Below are 17,866 nucleotides of genomic sequence, written 5' to 3'. Positions count from 1 at the left end.
GGCTGTTCAATGGCATTTATAGAAAATGCATTGAACAGCCATTTTTATGTCCATTTTATTTATTTTTCATCTGATTTTAATGTTTGAATTGTAATATTAGGGTAACAACTAGCAAATACTTAATAAAGGAAAGGATGAGGTAAATGGGCTATTTTCAAGATGATGATAAAAATAATGATTTATTAAAAAATGATGAAATACAGAAGTCACCTCTTCAGGAGCGACTCGAACAAGAGGAGCGAGAAACGCAAGAGAAGCGTCATAAAAAGAAAGGCGGTGGCGGAGGTAAAGGTGGTTATTTATTTACCGGTTTTATCGGCGTTATCATAGGCGCTTTACTCGTTTGGCTCATGATGCCTGGACTTGTCAATCAAATGCCAGGTACAACAACAAGTAGCGCAGGTAATAAAAGTGAAACAACCATTAATCAAGTGGCAACAGAAGTGACAACTGACGTTACAAAAGCAGTAGATAAGGCTTCAGGGGCTGTTGTAGGGATTACAAATATTCAAGAAGTGTCAAGTGGCGGATTCTGGAGTCCACGATCCTCATCAGAACAGCCTGCGGGAAGCGGTTCAGGTGTTATTTACAAAGTTGAAGGTGATAAAGCCTTTATCGTGACAAATAATCATGTTATTGAAGGTGCAAAGCAGTTAGAAGTAACAATGCCTGATGGAACGAAAGAAGTAGCACAATTAGTTGGTCACGATGTTTGGACAGACTTAGCGGTCATTTCAATCAGCTCTAAAGATGTTAAGACAGTAGCGACATTTGGTAACTCAGACGTATTAAAACAAGGTGAAACAGTAATTGCGATTGGTAATCCACTTGGCTTAGAATTCTATGGCTCAGTTACTACAGGTGTTGTTTCTGGTAAGGACCGTTCTGTACCAGTTGACATAAACGGTGATGGTACTATAGATTGGCAGCAAGAAGTATTACAAACAGACGCAGCTATCAATCCTGGTAATAGTGGTGGTGCACTTGTAAACCTTGCTGGTGAATTAGTCGGCATTAACTCCATGAAAATTGCACAATCCTCTGTGGAGGGTTTAGGCTTCTCAATTCCGATTAACTCAGCAATTCCAATTATCGAGGAATTAGAGAAAAATGGTGAAATGAAGCGTCCAACAATGGGTATTTCATTAGTAGACTTAACGGATGTTCCGTCATTCTACCAACAAGAAACGTTAAAATTACCAAAAGACGTAACAACAGGTGTTGTTATTACAGATGTTGTGTCGAACTCTCCAGCTTCAAAAGCAGGCGTTAAACAATACGATGTTATTGTTGAAATGGATGGCCAAAAAATCGAAACAGCAATCGATTTACGCAAACATTTATATAACCACAAAAAAATTGGTGATAAATTAACGATGAAAGTATATCGCCAAGGTAAATTAGTGGATCTATCACTAACATTAACAAATAGCGATTCGTTGTAAATTGAAAATCAGTGGGGATGATATGATCTCCACTGATTTTTTTTGTTGTTGAGTCAATGATAGTAAGGTGTCATATTACAGTATAGCTCTTCAGCAAAACAAGAGGTTGATTATGTGTGAAAGCGACAACAGCAATATAAGTACAATTGCATCACTGTTATGAGTCTATTTTGCTCAAGTTTGGTGAGTAGTGAGAACGAGTAACCTCTGAGTTGAAAGTCACCTCGCCGCAACGTTCACTAAATTATTTAGAAAATATTGTGGATAACTAGAAAATTGTGAATAATAATATATACAGTGCGAGTGGCGGTAGAAAGCCTATTCTTCCATACTCGCCTGACCTTTGTTACAATAGATTGTGGATAACATAGACTGAATTGTGAATAAGTTTGTGGAAATTTCGGAAAATAAGAAGAGGTGCAAAAATGGAAAAATACAGCTGTGAAAACCATATAGAACACGCTTTAGACATGTTTGTGGCTGAGCAAAAAGAGTTCCCAATTATGGATAAAATCGAAGAGGATGAAAAGTTATCCACAAAATGTAGCTACTGTGAACGACCTGCAGAATATCTTGTATCAAGTAAATAACTTTACACAAGATATAGGAATCGCTTGTGGATATGTTGATAACTTTTGTGGATAATTTGTTTGTAAATGAAATGTAAAGGTGGATAACGTGTGAATATAACGATTGTATCAGTCGGAAAACTAAAAGAAAAGTACTTAAAAATGGGAATAGATGAATACGTAAAACGCCTCGGTGGCTACGCAAAAATGGATTTAATCGAAGTACCAGATGAAAAAGCACCCGAGCAGCTAAGCGAAGCAGAGATGGAAATTGTAAAGAAAAAAGAGGGTGAACGTATTCTATCTAAAATCAGCCCAGATACATACGTTATCGCCTTAGCCATTAATGGCAAAATGAAAACCTCTGAACAAATGGCGGCAGATCTTGAATCCCTCATGACCTACGGCAAAAGTAAAATCGCATTCGTCATCGGTGGCTCCCTTGGTTTACACGATGATGTGTTGAAACGTGCTGATGAGAAACAATCCTTTGGAAAAATGACATTACCGCATCAGCTAATGAAGCTTGTTTTGGTGGAGCAGATTTATAGAAGTTTTAGGATTATGAAGGGTGAACCATATCATAAATAAGTGCGGTTTTAGAAGGGATTCTCCTAAGTCATTTAGTGACTGAGAGATGGTCTCCTTTATTCATGTATTGATTTCCGTTTCAGACGGACGCGTTTAGCGGGCATAACTTCAGTCTCCTCGTCGCACCGCTCCTGCGGGGCATTCAGCTCATGCTATTCCAGCTGGAGTCGCCCCCTTCCACTACAATCCATCACCAACTAAAATAGTGATTTACTAAAAAGTATACAAAAAACAGGTATAGAAAAAGTTCTCTTTTTCTATACCTGTTTCCATTTAAGAATTTGTTGGATAGTCCTTTTTCTCCAAACTGAGTATAAGCATAAAATGGGAATTTAGTAGATTTATGAATCAAACGTTACTTTCATTTTTAAATGTGTTTTGGTGCGAGTGTTAAATATTACTGCTGAAAGGAAACAAATGACAATAAAAATCGTTCGGAGAATGTAGCTCATGCAAACAGAATCAACAATCAGTTCTTATTCATTGGTATCATATGAATGGTCTGTTAAGTGGATAGAGCCATTGAAGGTGACTGGCAATGGAAGGATATCAGGAACTCACAAAAGCGAATTGAAGTTATTAGAAGTCCTTATGGTCGTTCCTATCATCGGGTCGAAACAGTCTAGCTCTATCACGGTAAACCGTATCATAAGTAATAGAGGTTTTCCATGTATAATAGGATACAGATATAAAATTAAAAATAGTAAACTGATCTAGAACTAGACTGCTAGCTAGAAATTATACTTTTACTTTTAATTTTAGTAGGCTTTGATTGGAGAAATTGTGAATGTTAAGTGAACAGACGAGATATTCTAGGCTCGCGAGTATAACCAAAGTAATTAATACAAAGTTAGAACTACGTGAAGTTTTACAGCGTGTAACGCAGGCAATATCCGAGGAAATTGTGCAATGTAACTCGGTTGGTATTTATTTACCCGAAAAAGATGGCACATTTAGAGGATTTGTAGGAAAACCAGAAGATATGAATGGCATAACGCTCGATACACAGGTAATTGATATTGAAACAGACTTACTGGCCAAAGAGGTTATTGAAACTAAAAAAACCATCTATATCTCTGATACCTCAAAGGATAATCGGCCGGACCCGAGATCGGTAGAAGCCTTCAAAATTAAATCCTTATTAGCACTGCCTATCTCATATGAGCAAGAGATATTTGGTTTAGTTTTTTTATTTGATTATGGAACGCCGATGAATTTAACAGAATCAGAAATTCAGAGTGTTGAAGCATATGTGAATATGGCTGCAGTTGCAATTCAAAACGCAAATAATTTAAAGCAAAAGGAAAACCTTATTGCAGAAAAGCAGTTGTTACTCAATGTTACACGTGATTTGTCGATGTGTTCCTCCGTGCAGAAAAGTCTTGATAAATGTTTTTACTACTTAGGAAAGGTTTTAGGTAGCAAAAAAAGTGCAGCCCACATCCTGGATCCGTTGGGAAAAAACACAATCACATTCATGAAGTTTAATAAAGACTGTGATTGGACAGAAGCCAATTGGATGGAGAATCTTAAAAGCATAAGAATGAACCAAAGCTACGAAGCTATGATTCAACAGATTATTGAAACAAAAAGTATAATTCTCACTCCAAATATAGATAGTATGAGTCTACTTATGATGCCACTGGTTTCAATGGGGGAAGTATTAGGGGTTATAACAGTTGTCAATTTAGGAGGGGAAACATGTAATTTCCATGAATCTCAAATTCAATTAGCAAAATCGATAGTCGATGCCACAGCCCCTACAATTTCAAACTTGTTATATATGGGCCAACTTGAAAATATGGTAGAAGAGCGAACGAGGGAACTGGCTGCTGCTAATGAAAAGGTTACAAGTGTTATTGAAAGTATAACGGATGGATTCTTTGCATTGAACAAAGAGTGGGAATTTCTTTACATGAATAAACATCAATATTTGCCGCAAAGGAAAACGGCAAAAGATGTATTAGGCCAGAATATATGGGGGATTTTCCCGAAATGTGTAGATACGGTCATGTATAAGGAATTTCATCGTGCGATGTCAGAGCGAATAGCAGTACATTTCGAAATGACCTCAGCATATGGTGATTATTGGTACGAAGCAGTTGCTTACCCATATGATGAGGGAATCTGCTGCCTTTTAAAAAACATAACCGAAAAAAAGAAATATGAGAAGGAATTGAAAAGATTATCAAACCTAGACTTAATAGGTCAGATGGCAGCAGGTATTAGCCATGAGATTAGAAATCCTATGACAACAGTACGAGGATTTTTGCAGCTATTAAAAAAAGAGAGCGAATTCGAAAAACATAATGATTACTTTAATGTAATGATCGAAGAGCTTGACCGTGCCAATTCTATTATTACTGAATTCCTTTCTATAGGTAATACAAAGACATCCGATTTACAGATGTTAGATTTAAATTCTATAATTCGAGATATTACTCCTTTAATAAAGATAGATACATTTAATCAAAATAAAATTATTCAATTTAATCTGAAAGACATTCCAGATTTACTTTTAAATCGTAACGAAATACGACAATTGATAATAAATCTATATCGTAATGGCTTAGAATCAATGAGCACAGGTAAGGTTCTATCCATCAGTACCTACAAAGGAGATGAAAATTGTGTAATTCTTGCAGTACAGGATCAAGGAGAAGGTATCAGTCCTGCGATAGTAGAGAAATTGGGTACTCCATTTTACACGACCAAAGATAATGGCACTGGCTTAGGACTAGGCATATGCTATGCAATTGCTGCCCGTCATAACGCAAAAATTGAATTTCAGACAGGATCTGAAGGAACTACTTTTTTTATAAAATTTACTTATATATGAAAAAGTGAAACTCTGCTTTAGTGTTGTTACAAAGAACCGTAGTGTGAATAGATTAGCAAGATATGCAAATTTCTTTACTTGCATATCTTTTTTGTTAAGAAGGTACTTACATATAATGCTCTGAATAAATAAATTTATAAGTTCAAATTTCAAAAAACTATTTCGATAATTATTAATAGCGATGATGAAATCTGCGCTATATTGATATGCTATTTCGAAAGAGGTGTAGAATGAAGCAACTTTATATAAAGCAAAAGGTATTCAGTCTAAGTGGCAAATTCACAATAAAGGATCAGCAGGAAAAGGATGTTTATTATGTAGAGGGTAGTTTTATGCAAATTCCAAAGACTTTCTCCATTATGAATAAAACAAGAGATGAAGTAGCACTTATTACGAAAAAGGTGTTCAGCTTTTTACCGAAGTTTTTTGTTGAGGTAAATGGTCGAGAGGTGCTAACGATTAAGAAAGAGTTTTCTTTCTTTAAAGCACGCTATACGATTGATGGAGCAGACATTGAGATACATGGTAACTGGTGGGATATGGATTTTCAGGTCTTACAGCATGGTGTAGTCATCGGTAAAGTGAACAAGGAGTGGTTCACTTGGGGAGATAGCTATAAGGTTCAAATATTGGATGAGGAGATGGAGGCCATCATTATTGCGTTCGTTGTTGCAATTGATTGTGTGAAGGCTGACCATGCAGCTGCTTCCTCAGCAGCGACAATTTAATGTAGGGATGTGCAATATAAAATGCTGACAGGTCTTCTTAAAAAATTCAAAATAATAGATAATAAAATTACTTTCTAGGATAGATGACAGGTGATATTGATGTACCCGAACAAGATTGTTGGCATGAAAGAGTTACAAGCAGTGTAGGGCTTGAACTTGGTATGCCACTTTGGCAAAAAAGCCATAAAGATGTAGTAGAGGAGTTTATACATTTAGGATTTGTAACAAAAGTAGTGACAGTTAATTTGCAAAAAGGAATGAAAGAAGAAGATCTTGGACGTGTACTTACTTTAGACTATATGAAAGAGTTAGAAGAAAGGGTATCGACCCTTGTGGTGAAGCAGGAGAGTTCCATACTACAGTTATAAGTGGGCCACTTTTTAAACAAGATTTAAAGGTTAGAAATGGAGAGGTTACGTCAAAAGGTGACTATATGTACCTAACATTAGAATTAGAAAATTAACATTTTGAAAATAACCTCCATTAAAGGTGCAACGGTGAACCGTATCATAAATAAGTGCGGTTATAAAAAAAAAGCTATCTAGAACGTTGACATATCAACGTTCTAGATAGTTTTTTATTTTATAGATGATTTTCTTTTTTCCAATCACGATATTTCCACCATTCTAAAATTAATCCAACAAAAACCACTGCTAATGTGGGAACTATATAGTGTTTTGGAGGACCTATTATTTCGGAAAAACGGACTGATTTTTACTTACTCTTAAATTAGGTAAATATAATTTAATTGATCATAAATCTCTAGGATATGCAGCAGCTACGCTGGTTGTACCAACAGCTCTCGCTTTTACTTATGACCAAACTGAAGGAGTAGTATACAAATAATTTAAAAAGTGACTATCAATGACGATAAGATGGGTATTGAGGACATTGTAAGGAAATATCATAATTTAGATTCAAAAGAAGTAATTAATAATCAAAGTTAAATAGAAGGTGTAATGAAAATGGGTTTTCCCTTGATTGGAAGAAAAAAAATATTAAATACCAGGAGGACAACTAAGCGCTCTAAAAAAGCGAATTCTAGAAGTTTAGTATTTACGAGCTCGTTATTTCTCTCCGCTCTCATAATTATCGTTATCGGATTAATGATTTCCCTGTCCATCCGCGAACAACGTGGGGCGTACTTTCGCCAATTTGATGAATATGGAAAAGTATTTAAATCCATAACTCAACAAAATGAACCTCTTGTTGCCGAAGCAACGAAGACAATTCTTGAGCATCAACCATTGGAGGGAAAACCATTCGAGGAACTCCCCAATATTTTGAATTCTATGAAATCCAATCATATGGTAGTGGATGTCTATTTATTAACACCGGACATTATCAAGAAGGATGGCAAAGAATACTTATATAACTCAGAATATGGTCGGGATCCAGTTGAATATGCTGAAGAGTTAGGTACGTTATATGAATTAGATTCGGAATTTCTTAAAAGTTACGAAGATACAATGAGAAACGGTAGCACCTTAACTGATGTTTACACTGATGAAGGTGGAACTTTCATCTCGTATTTAGCACCGATTAATGACGGAAGCGGGAAACCAGTTGCGTTGCTCGGTGTCGATTTCGATTATGGGATTGTTAAAAAGGAACTCCAACGAATTCTATGGACGAATATCACGGTTGGTATTTTTTTTGTACTTATGTTAATCGCGTTGGTAGTATTCATTCTTCGTAAAATGTTGCGTCCGCTTGCACGTTTAGCTGAAGTGTCTGAACATGCTTCGAAAGGCGATTTAACCGTTGAAATTCCTGTACTGGACCATAATGAGATTGGTAAGGCTGCAAGTTCATTTAATCAGATGATTAGCGGACTTAGGATATTGACCCATAACATACAAAATTCTTCGAATGAAGTTGCAGTATCTTCTTCTCAATTACAAGAAAGCGCTGCCCAGACCGAAGCAGCTACGCAAGAAATCACAGGTGCCATTCAAAACATTGCTGTTGGTCTCGATGAACAACTTCGTCATACTAATGAGTGTCAACAATCAATGAAGGAAATGGGAGTGGGTATTCATAGAATCGTAGATGCATCCTCTGTCGTCTCAGAATTGGCTTCGGTTACAGCAGATAGCGCAAATGCAGGAATGAAGGATATAGAAACAACAGTTGCTCAAATGAGCACAATTGAACAAAACTTGAAAACATCGGTCGAAGCAATCCATGGACTGAAGAAATTAAGCGATCAAGTTAGTGAAATGGTTACATTAATAGGTAGCATTGCTAATCAGACCAATTTGCTTGCACTTAACGCATCGATTGAGGCATCGCGAGCAGGTGAGCATGGTAAAGGTTTTGCCGTTGTGGCTCAAGAAATTCGTATACTCGCTGAACGGTCTAAAACCTCTTCGGAGAAAATAACTGACATACTCCAAGGTATCAGCGATCACACGAGTAAAACAGTGGTTTCTTTGGATAAATCAATGACAGAAGCTCAGGCAGGTACACACATTGCGAATAAGGCAGGGCAAACATTTAGTTCGATCGTGGAGTCGATTCAGAAAGTGTCTGATCAGATTGATGAAGTATCTGCAGCTTCGGAACAACTGTCATCAGGAAGCGAGTTAGTTGCGGCTTCACTAACAGTGCTGGAGGGTATCGCAAATTCATCTTCAGCCGACTCCGCTCACGTCGCCGCCTCATCAGAAGAACAACTTGCAGCCATGCAAGAGGTAGCCAGTTTTGCAGCTATGCTTTATGGGCTGGCGGATGAATTGAAACAGAGTGTTGACCGTTTCCGTGTAAAGTAGGTTACTGGTTAAAACCGCACTTACATTAGTTACGGAGAACCGTATCATAAGTAAGTGCAGTTTATGAAAAGAACCACCTAGAACGTTTTGAGTGTCAGCGTTTTAGGTGGTTTTCATTTATCCAAATTCAATAATGTCAGTTTTAATAAATGAGGGTAGTAACTTTTGTACATTTTCTAATGTTGAAAAGCGATTTTCGTTTGAAAAAATATCTGTACCTTTGAAGTCATGACTAAAAGAAAAAGCGGTTGTTTGTTCGTTAAAATGAATGCAAATGGTCTCCTCTATCGAAGCATCTATCCCATCCGTACGTTTCGCGTCCCAAATTTTGCTCTCTATCATAAACGTGTCTTTTCGATTTGACCAAATAGAGCACATATTATAATTATGCTGCCAAATCATGATAGGAATTAGGCGCATTAGTTCTTGATGATTTATGACAGTAATCATCAAATAAGTGTTCTTTTTTGATTGATAAAATACTTCAAATGGTAGCTGTGCATCATGTAATTCTTGTTTAATCTCTTCAATAATTTTTCTATTATTCTGCTCGAATAAATAATAAAGTGGAAATGGGGCTAAGCTTTCTGTAAATAAAGCAAGTTGTTCGTCTGTATAGTCTGGATAATACATCTCGCCAATATTAATGGAATATTGAATGCCTTCATTTATAAAAAAGTAATAGCCCCCAGTTGAAGGTGCATTTTCATAATACTTTTTGGGTAAAAAGCCAATCCCTAAATTCATTACAATCACATCCTTAGATTATAGTATATGAGGAAGAATACCGTTTATATCATTGAATCATCAAAAAATAAGCATGACAGTTAAAAAATCATACAGAATGCGAAGAGAACTTGCTGCATTCCTTATCTTTTTTCTCAAAAAATTGCCCTGCGTTAGATAGATCTTAAGAGATTATCAGTATAGTTAATACGCTAAGAAATGAGGGAAAAAACATTTGGAATCTGGTATACCAGATTCCAATGGGACATTGGCCGTATCTTTTCTTTTTTTTAGCTAGGCTTTACAATGACATTGAAATAATACATGTAACATCGTTCAACAGAAGATGTTTCAAAGAGAGGAATTTGTCTATGGAAAAATACGCCGTGGGGCGAGTTTTGCAAGAAAGGTTAGAAAAGCATAAAATGGTGGCAGCGGTAAAGGATCCAAAGTATATTGAACGAGCTATTAAGTATAAAGAAAATTTAAGCGCTGTATTATTAATGACGGGAACGATTTTAACAGTAAAGAGATATGTGGATTTCATACAGTCTGAGGGGCTTCCAGTTATTTTACATGTTGAAAAAATAGGTGGATTAGAAATGGATCGTGCTGGAATTGAATTTATAAAAAGAAATGTTCAGCCGTCCGCAATCGTCACAACGAGGACTGGAATTATAAAAAAGGCAAAATCAAGCGGACTTTTTGTGATTCAGCGAATCTTTTTAATTGATACGGATGTTTATAATAACTTAGTGGAGGATGCTAGTCAGATTCGCTCAGATATCATTGAGATTATGCCCAGTCGAGCACCAGAATATATAAAAAAGTTAACAAATGTGTTGTCAGTCCCTATTATCACGGGTGGATTATTAAACCAACCTGAACATGCTAAGGAAGCACTCGAGAATGGTGCCGTTGCGATTTCGACGTCAAACTCAGAAATGTGGAAAATGAACTTAAATGAATTATAAACAAAATTTACATATCATTAATACTTACTTAATACACACCGTCTATATTATAACTATAAAGTGAATAGACAAATGGTGCGGGCAGAGAGACCTCAAATACATGTATATGAATATATACATATATTTGAGGTCTCTCTTTTTTGTTACGCTTTGCATTTTCTATAATCATGAACAAAGGAGTTTACCATGTGGAAAAATAACATCAAGGTATTGATTTTTGATATGGATGGAACGCTCTATCAAGAAGATTCCTTTTTAGAAAGATACATAACTTATATGTTAGATGATCGATATAGCGACAAGGAAATCGAGCGGGTCATTAACGAAGTTTATGACATCTTAAACGGCAAGCATAGCGTCTCTTTAGGTCATTACTACGATTTTGCAACAAATAGTATTTTTACGCATTCGGAATTAGTCCCAAATTGTGCTTTCGATTGGGATGGTCAGAAACTGAATCATCATTTTTCTAGAGAAAGCCAATTGTTTTATATCGGAGATCCGTGGTGTATAGCCTATTTGTTTGGAGAGAAGTTAGGAATCAGTGAAGAAACTAGAACCAATGCTTATAGCCGAGTGAGGGCTGAGATGTTAACGGCTGACTATGAGATTCCAAAAAGTGAGTCTTTGGTCGAAGTGTTAAAGAATATCGATGTGGAGATGAAAGTGCTTCTTACGAATGCTCCCTTTGAGTCAGGAGAGGTATTTTTAGAATATTTAGAGGTGCTCCCTTATTTTGATCAAGCCATTTATGATGGAAAAAAACCGAATGGTATGGAGCAAGTTCTAAAAATGTTAATGGAAAAAGGATATAAACCAGAAGAAATTCTTTCTATTGGCGATAATCCCATTAATGATTTATACCCGGCTCGTAAATTAGGAGCTAGGACAATTTTTATTTCGGATTATCGACAAGTAGATCAGACTCCTTGGGATCATAAGGTTCATACTATTGATGAATTGGTCTCATTTTTACAACAATTTAAGAAAAGAGAGTTATAAACAAATAGTAAAAGGAAAGAAGGAGATTATTAAATGGCGCACGCTGAACTGGTTAATGTTTCAAAATCATATGATGAAAAGTCCCATGTATTAAGTGAAATAAACCTTTCAATTAATAAGGGGGAGTTCTTTGTTTTAGTCGGACCTTCTGGTTGTGGGAAAAGTACTTTATTAAGAATGATTGCGGGATTAGAAGAAATAACTGGGGGTGTACTGAAGATCAATGATAAAGTAGCCAATCATCTGTCTCCTAAACATAGAAATCTATCGATGGTTTTCCAAAATTATGCACTCTATCCTCACTTAACAGTCGAACAAAATATTCTTTTTGGTTTAGATATTAAAAAAGTTGATAAAAAAGAACAACAAAGAAAACTCCAAGAAACGGCAGAAATGATTGGATTAAGTGAATTATTGAAAAGAAAACCGAGGGAACTATCAGGTGGTCAAAGACAAAGGGTGGCCCTAGCTAGAGCAGTTGTAAGTGAAGCGCCACTTTGCTTAATGGATGAACCGCTTTCTAATTTAGATGCTAAATTGCGTGCACATATGCGTGTTGAGATTCGCAAATTACAAAGAGAATTGGGACTTACGATGATTTATGTGACCCATGACCAAGTTGAAGCCATGACGATGGGCGACAGAATTATGGTGTTAAATGACGGGGAAATTCAGCAAGTTGGGAAACCGATTACGTTATATAACGAACCGGCCAATACATTTGTCGCCTCTTTTATCGGTTCTCCAAAGATGAATATGGGAAATGCTGAACTATCCGTTGAAAAACAACAAATTATGGTTGAAGGTAAGCTTACGTTTAAATTAAGTCCATCAGACTTAAGAAATATACCATCGGCCAAAAAGACAACGATTGGAATTAGAGCAGAACATATTTTTCCGGCAGCTGAACACGAAGCAACGCATAAGTTGAATGTTGTAGGTGTAGAGCAACTAGGAAATGAAACGATGATCGTCTTTGAAGAATTAGGCGGCCAATTATGGAATGCTAAATGGCCAGGGCAATGGATGATTTATCCGGGTGATAAAGTTCCAGTTAAACTATCCGTTCAACATTTTTGTTTCTTTGATTTCGAAACCGGTCAATTATTACAAGCTGCATATAAAGAGCAGAAACAAGAGGTCGTTGCACAATGAATCACGAAGCGGCATTGATGGTTAAACATAATCAAGTTCATTATGAGAGGGTAAAGAAACAACAACGTAGGAAAAACTTTGTAAAGGGACTTCTATTCTTATTACCATCCATCTTTTTATTTAGTGTTTTTATCTTTTATCCAATGATTCGTACAATCTATTTAAGTTTCTTTTTAACCAATCAAGCGGGTGCCACAACGGTTTTTGTCGGCATACAAAATTATCTAGATCTCTTTACATCTCCGATTTTTATGAAAAGTTTGGGATCAACCTTTTTATTTGTTCTATACACCTTGCCAGGTACGATTATCATAAGCTTATTTTTGGCCGTTATGGCCAATGAAAAGTTAAAAGGTATTGGCATTTTTCGAATGATTTTCTCATCTACAATGGGAGTTTCTGTAGCCGCTGCGTCTGTATTTTGGTTGTTCTTATTTCATCCTAGTATTGGATTCTTTAATAAATTATTAGTGACATTTGGTTTTGACAAAATTGCTTGGTTAACAGATTCGTCGTGGGCACTCCTTTCTGTTTCATTACCTACGGTTTGGATGAATATCGGCTTTACCTTTTTAATTTTACTTGGCGGTTTGCAATCTATCGATTCTCACCTTTATGAAAGTGCCGATATTGATGGCGCCAGTTATTTTTACAAATTGCGTCGGATTACGATTCCTATGCTTTCTCCGACCCTATTCTTTGTGACGACTGTGTCCATCATCAATGCCTTTCAAACCTTTGGTCAAATCGATATGTTGACTAAAGGGGGACCAAGTAATGAAACGAACCTAATCGTTTACTCGATTTATCGTGAAGCCTTTGTGAATTATCAGTACGGGTCAGCCAGTGCACAAGCGGTAATCCTATTTATTATTATTTTAATTATGACCGTGATTCAGTTTAAGCTCGGAGAAAGGAAGGTCCACTATCAATGAGGATGTCTCTTTCCAAAAAAATTATCTTATACATATTGCTCACAATTTCAGCGCTGATCATCTTTCTACCTATCATTTTGGCTTTTTTAATGAGCTTTATGAACAATCAAGATGTCATGTTAGGTAAAATCATACCTTCTACTTGGACAATAGAGAATTATGTGAAGGCATTTGAACGCTTACCATTGCTGAAATTTTTATTGAACAGTTTTATTAGTTCCCTGTTGATCATGATTGGTCAGTTAGTTTTATCTAGTTTAGCAGCTTACGCTTTTGTGTTTCTAAAATTTAAAGGTAGAGATGTGATATTCTACTTGTTTATTGCAACGATGATGATTCCATTTGAAGCATCCATCATCCCGAACTTTCAAACGATTAAAGGGATGAATTTAATTGATACGTATCCAGGACTAGCCTTACCCTTTTTGGCTACAGCATTTGGTACATTTTTATTAAGACAAACCTTTAAACAAATTCCAAAAGAACTGAAAGAAGCGAGTGAAGTTGCAGGTATGGGTGATTTTAAATTTTATTTAACTGTCGTTTTACCTGTCGCAAAAACAAGCTTAGTTACCTTAGGGATTTATGGCTTCTTATCGGCTTGGAATATGTACTTATGGCCGCTTCTATCCACAACAAATGATACAGTACGAACCGTTCAAATTGGCTTAAAGCAATTACAATCACAGGAAACAGTCAATCAATGGGGAGTTGTTATGGCAGGTGCCATGATTGTAGCTATCCCTACGTTGCTTTTATTATTCTTTGGTCAGAAGAAACTGCAAAAAGGATTAGCTGAAGGTGCGCTTAAATAATTGGTTTTGTTAATGAATGAATGAACACTCCTATTTAGCAATGTCCAATAATTATCGGTTTTAAGAATATCAATAGATAAATAATCTAAAGGAGAGATGATCATGAAGAAAAAGCTTTTATCCTTATCTATGGCAAGTTTATTATTGATCGCAGCAGGATGTAGTTCAAGTAATGAGGCTGCAACAAAGACGAAGGAACAAACAGTCGTAACATTTTGGCATTCGATGAATGGTGTACCTCAAGAAACATTAAATAGTATTGTTGAAGAATATAATAACGTTCAAGATAAAGTTCAAGTGAATGCAGAGTTCCAAGGAACCTATGAAGAGTCATTACCGAAGTTTCATAGTGTTGCTGGAACAAAAGATGCACCTACAATGATTCAAGTGCAAGAAATCGGGACAATGTCAATGATTAATAGTGGTAAAGTCGAACCGATTCAAAAATTTATCGACGCTGAAAACTATGATATGAGTGGACTTGAAAAAAACATCATAAATTATTATAAAGTGGATGGTCAATTCTACTCCATGCCATTTAACTCATCAACACCTGTCATGTACTACAATAAAGATGCTTTTAAAAAGGCAGGGTTAGATCCTGAAAAAGCTCCACAAACGTTTGAAGAAGTGGAAGCAGCAAGTAAGAAAATCGTTGCCAGTAATGATCATATGAAAGGGTTCGCCTTACAAGCATATGGCTGGTTATTTGAAGAATTATTAGCCAATCAAGGTGGATTGCTTATGAATAACGACAATGGCCGCTCCAAAACACCTACAGCAGTAGCATTTGATAATGAAAAAGGGAAATCAATCTTTGAATGGGCGAAAAGAATGAATGACGATGGAACTTTCGCCAATTATGGAACAAACTCTGATAATATGGTTTCAGGTTTCTTAGCAGGCGATGTTGCTATGTTCTTACAATCTTCAGCTTCTTCAAGAGATGTTATAGATAACGCACCATTTAAAGTAGGTGTAGCATTCCTCCCTCACCCTGAAAGTCAAGAACGCCAAGGTGTAGCAATTGGAGGAGCAAGTTTATGGATGTCAGGTGGTAAAGATGAGGAAGAACAAAAGGCAGCATGGGCATTTATGAAATATTTGCAAACTCCAGAAGTACAAGCTAAATGGCATGTAGGTACAGGTTATTTCGCCATCAACCCAGCTGCTTATGATCAGCAAGTCGTTAAAGATGCTTATAAAAAAATGCCGCAATTACAAGTTTCTGTACAACAACTTCAAGCAACAAAACCATCTTATGCGACACAAGGAGCATTAATGGATATGATTCCTCAAGAACGTAAAATCATGGAAACGGCACTTGAAACAGTTTATAACGGTGGAGGCGTAGACGAAACCTTTGATAATGCGGTTAAACAAGTGAATGCAGCCATCGAACAATCAAACGCAGCAAGAGGTAAATAAATTTCCATAATAAAAGATTAAGGTAATAGACGTAGAGAATGAAGTGATAATATATGCTTTGTTCTCTATCTCCTTTTCCAAGAAAGGATGCTATAGCTTATGAATCATACGAAAATTTTTGGTCACCGCGGGAGTATGGGGACTATGCCAGAAAACACATTATTAGGATTCCGTCATGCATTGGATTTAGGTGTGGACGGTATTGAGCTTGATGTGCATTTAACAAAAGATGGAAAATTAGTCGTGATTCACGATGAACAAATTGATCGAACGACAGATGGTTCAGGCTATGTCAAAGACTATACTTTAGCCCAATTAAAACAGTTTAGTACAGGTATTAAATTTTCCCACTTAGCATTGTTTGATAAAAATGTTTGGAGTAAAGAGAGGATACCGACACTAGAAGAAGTTTTAGAATTAATTGTCCCCTATCAGATTGAGTTAAACATAGAATTGAAAACGAATATTTTTCCGTACGATGGTATTCAAGAAAAAGTGATAGCTATAGTTAATCAATTTGACTATGCTGATAAAGTAGTTTACTCATCATTTCATTTACCTTCTATTCTAAAATTGAAACAAATGGAACCAAGTGCAAAAATCGCCTGGTTATTAGAATATGAGCTGAGCCGCCCTTCTGAATACGTTAAAAGTTTATATTTAGAAGGACTACATCTTCATAAGGATTTATTATTAAATGGAGTATATGATAAAAAAAGTGGCGCTGATTTTAATATCCGAGTGTGGACTGTTAATAATGGAAAAGAAATGGAACAACTATTAAAAATGAATAACGTAGAAACCATTGTAACAGATTTTCCGAGGGAAGCTATTTCTTTAAGAACTGATCAATAAGTACATATCGATAATAAGTGATGACAAACAGGCAATGACTTTTCTTGTAGCTTATTTGGCTCCTGAAAGTAGATACGTTTTTTTATTAAGTCCTCTATATGTCGTTACTTGTAATCTATTTAAAATTTTTGATCGATTTAAAGAAAAACGAAAAAATATAAAACTATTGGTTAGCCTGATTTGAAAAGCGCTACTTTACACCAATTGCTAAGCAGTTATCGCCAATTTGTTTAAAAATAATTTTTATCAATTTCTCACAATGGACATCTATAGAGATGAAGATCTTGGGAAGTATAATATAAACGAAAAAATAAGCTGTATAGAAAGTTAAATTTTAATAACTTCTGTACAGCTTATTTTTTAATTAATATGCCTTAAAGCATACGTCTCACTCTATCAACACTCTTAAAAAATTGATCATGTATGCCTTAAATTTGCATGGGGCATAAACATAATCAAGAGGCATAGTAAGAACTATTCGTTAATTTTTTATAGCTAGGCCACTAAAAGAAATCGGTCCAACAATGTTTGCTTGTGTGTTGGGTGTAATATTCTCAGCAAAAACCTGATAGAAGTTAGCGCCAGCTATCAAATTGGAATCAATAGCTTGGAAGGTAAAGATGTAATTTTGTTCTGAATCAGCTGACTCTACTCCATCTTGCGTATTATAGATTTCTTTCCCGTTGCGGAAGACTCTAAATACAATTTGGGAAATATCAGTAACTCCTGCCACGCCGATGCTTGCAAGTAGCTCAACACTATTGTTTCTTGAAGCGGTGCCTGGGATGTTTATTTGAATCGAAGCTAAAAGAATTTTAAATGGTGCCTGCGGAATTGGAAAAGCAGTTGCTGGGTTAAACGTACTTAGAGGTTCAGTTGCTTGGTAATCAAGAATTTGTACCATTTTATCACCTCCTTTTGCTAGGATACTATAAGATATGTTCTATATTAGAGTTGAATTGTGTAGTAAACTAAGCCGTGTTATTTTTTAAACTTCGTCTAGTGAACTGTTCTAGTTTTTATGGAATTA

Annotated in this window: 15 protein-coding genes and 1 pseudogene; 14 read left to right on the top strand and 2 right to left on the bottom strand. The window is 36.0% G+C overall.

Annotated features, from left to right (window positions below; all coding sequences use genetic code 11):
• The first annotated feature begins 143 nt into the window (after positions 1-143).
• The 7 genes and pseudogenes from ACIQZA_RS14425 (at position 144) to ACIQZA_RS14395 (ending at position 8,946) form a co-directional block, all read left to right on the top strand.
• Positions 144-1,445 (top strand): S1C family serine protease, encoded by a 1,302-nt coding sequence (locus ACIQZA_RS14425; protein WP_142510041.1) that lies wholly within the window; start codon positions 144-146, stop codon positions 1,443-1,445.
• A gap of 425 nt (positions 1,446-1,870) precedes the next feature.
• The gene (locus ACIQZA_RS14420; protein WP_132362535.1) at positions 1,871-2,035 is read left to right on the top strand and encodes a CxxH/CxxC protein; all 165 of its coding nucleotides are present in this window, start codon (positions 1,871-1,873) and stop codon (positions 2,033-2,035) included.
• 90 nt (positions 2,036-2,125) lie between these two features.
• Complete coding sequence (rlmH, locus tag ACIQZA_RS14415) at positions 2,126-2,605, top strand: 23S rRNA (pseudouridine(1915)-N(3))-methyltransferase RlmH (protein ID WP_400937493.1); 480 nt, start codon at positions 2,126-2,128, stop codon at positions 2,603-2,605.
• Positions 2,606-3,392: 787 nt separating this feature from the next.
• Complete coding sequence (locus ACIQZA_RS14410) at positions 3,393-5,444, top strand: GAF domain-containing sensor histidine kinase (RefSeq protein ID WP_400937496.1); 2,052 nt, start codon at positions 3,393-3,395, stop codon at positions 5,442-5,444.
• 230 nt (positions 5,445-5,674) lie between these two features.
• Positions 5,675-6,172: an LURP-one-related/scramblase family protein gene (locus ACIQZA_RS14405; RefSeq protein ID WP_400937499.1), complete on the top strand. Its 498-nt coding sequence runs from the start codon at positions 5,675-5,677 to the stop codon at positions 6,170-6,172.
• 83 nt (positions 6,173-6,255) lie between these two features.
• A pseudogene (locus ACIQZA_RS14400) lies at positions 6,256-6,635 on the top strand (Dph6-related ATP pyrophosphatase); the annotation flags it as partial.
• A 496-nt stretch (positions 6,636-7,131) separates the two neighbouring features.
• The gene (locus tag ACIQZA_RS14395) at positions 7,132-8,946 is read left to right on the top strand and encodes a methyl-accepting chemotaxis protein (RefSeq protein WP_402882000.1); all 1,815 of its coding nucleotides are present in this window, start codon (positions 7,132-7,134) and stop codon (positions 8,944-8,946) included.
• A gap of 117 nt (positions 8,947-9,063) precedes the next feature.
• Here the strand turns inward: ACIQZA_RS14395 and ACIQZA_RS14390 are convergent, their stop codons facing one another.
• Positions 9,064-9,693, bottom strand: a complete 630-nt coding sequence (locus tag ACIQZA_RS14390) for a hypothetical protein (RefSeq protein ID WP_400937505.1) — start codon at positions 9,691-9,693, stop codon at positions 9,064-9,066.
• Positions 9,694-10,043: 350 nt separating this feature from the next.
• Between ACIQZA_RS14390 and ACIQZA_RS14385 the strand changes: the two genes are divergently transcribed.
• The 7 genes from ACIQZA_RS14385 (at position 10,044) to ACIQZA_RS14355 (ending at position 16,836) form a co-directional block, all read left to right on the top strand.
• A complete protein-coding gene (locus ACIQZA_RS14385) occupies positions 10,044-10,646 on the top strand; it encodes a glycerol-3-phosphate responsive antiterminator (RefSeq protein WP_400937508.1) in 603 nt (200 codons plus the stop codon).
• 186 nt (positions 10,647-10,832) lie between these two features.
• Entirely contained in the window at positions 10,833-11,648 is an 816-nt protein-coding gene (locus ACIQZA_RS14380; RefSeq protein WP_142510045.1) for an HAD family hydrolase, read from the top strand.
• A 33-nt stretch (positions 11,649-11,681) separates the two neighbouring features.
• Positions 11,682-12,803 (top strand): ABC transporter ATP-binding protein, encoded by a 1,122-nt coding sequence (locus ACIQZA_RS14375; RefSeq protein ID WP_400937512.1) that lies wholly within the window; start codon positions 11,682-11,684, stop codon positions 12,801-12,803.
• The gene (locus ACIQZA_RS14370; protein ID WP_142510047.1) at positions 12,800-13,738 is read left to right on the top strand and encodes a carbohydrate ABC transporter permease; all 939 of its coding nucleotides are present in this window, start codon (positions 12,800-12,802) and stop codon (positions 13,736-13,738) included. The genes ACIQZA_RS14375 and ACIQZA_RS14370 overlap by 4 nt, the downstream gene beginning before the upstream one ends.
• A gap of 2 nt (positions 13,739-13,740) precedes the next feature.
• Positions 13,741-14,553 (top strand): carbohydrate ABC transporter permease, encoded by an 813-nt coding sequence (locus ACIQZA_RS14365; RefSeq protein ID WP_400937709.1) that lies wholly within the window; start codon positions 13,741-13,743, stop codon positions 14,551-14,553.
• Positions 14,554-14,655: 102 nt separating this feature from the next.
• Positions 14,656-15,981, top strand: coding sequence for an ABC transporter substrate-binding protein (locus tag ACIQZA_RS14360; RefSeq protein ID WP_402881996.1), 1,326 nt, complete (start codon positions 14,656-14,658; stop codon positions 15,979-15,981).
• A 99-nt stretch (positions 15,982-16,080) separates the two neighbouring features.
• On the top strand, positions 16,081-16,836 hold the full coding sequence (locus ACIQZA_RS14355) for a glycerophosphodiester phosphodiesterase (RefSeq protein ID WP_400937517.1): 756 nt from the start codon (positions 16,081-16,083) through the stop codon (positions 16,834-16,836).
• A gap of 481 nt (positions 16,837-17,317) precedes the next feature.
• Here ACIQZA_RS14355 and ACIQZA_RS14350 read toward each other — a convergent pair whose 3' ends face one another.
• Positions 17,318-17,740 (bottom strand): exosporium protein C, encoded by a 423-nt coding sequence (locus ACIQZA_RS14350; protein WP_402881995.1) that lies wholly within the window; start codon positions 17,738-17,740, stop codon positions 17,318-17,320.
• Positions 17,741-17,866: the final 126 nt, after the last annotated feature.

The sequence above is a fragment of the Lysinibacillus sp. NPDC096382 genome, assembly GCF_044762845.1.
Classification (GTDB): Bacteria; Bacillota; Bacilli; order Bacillales_A; family Planococcaceae; genus Lysinibacillus.
Note: the sequence above shows the minus strand (reverse complement) of the source record. Positions and strands in the feature narration are given on the sequence as shown.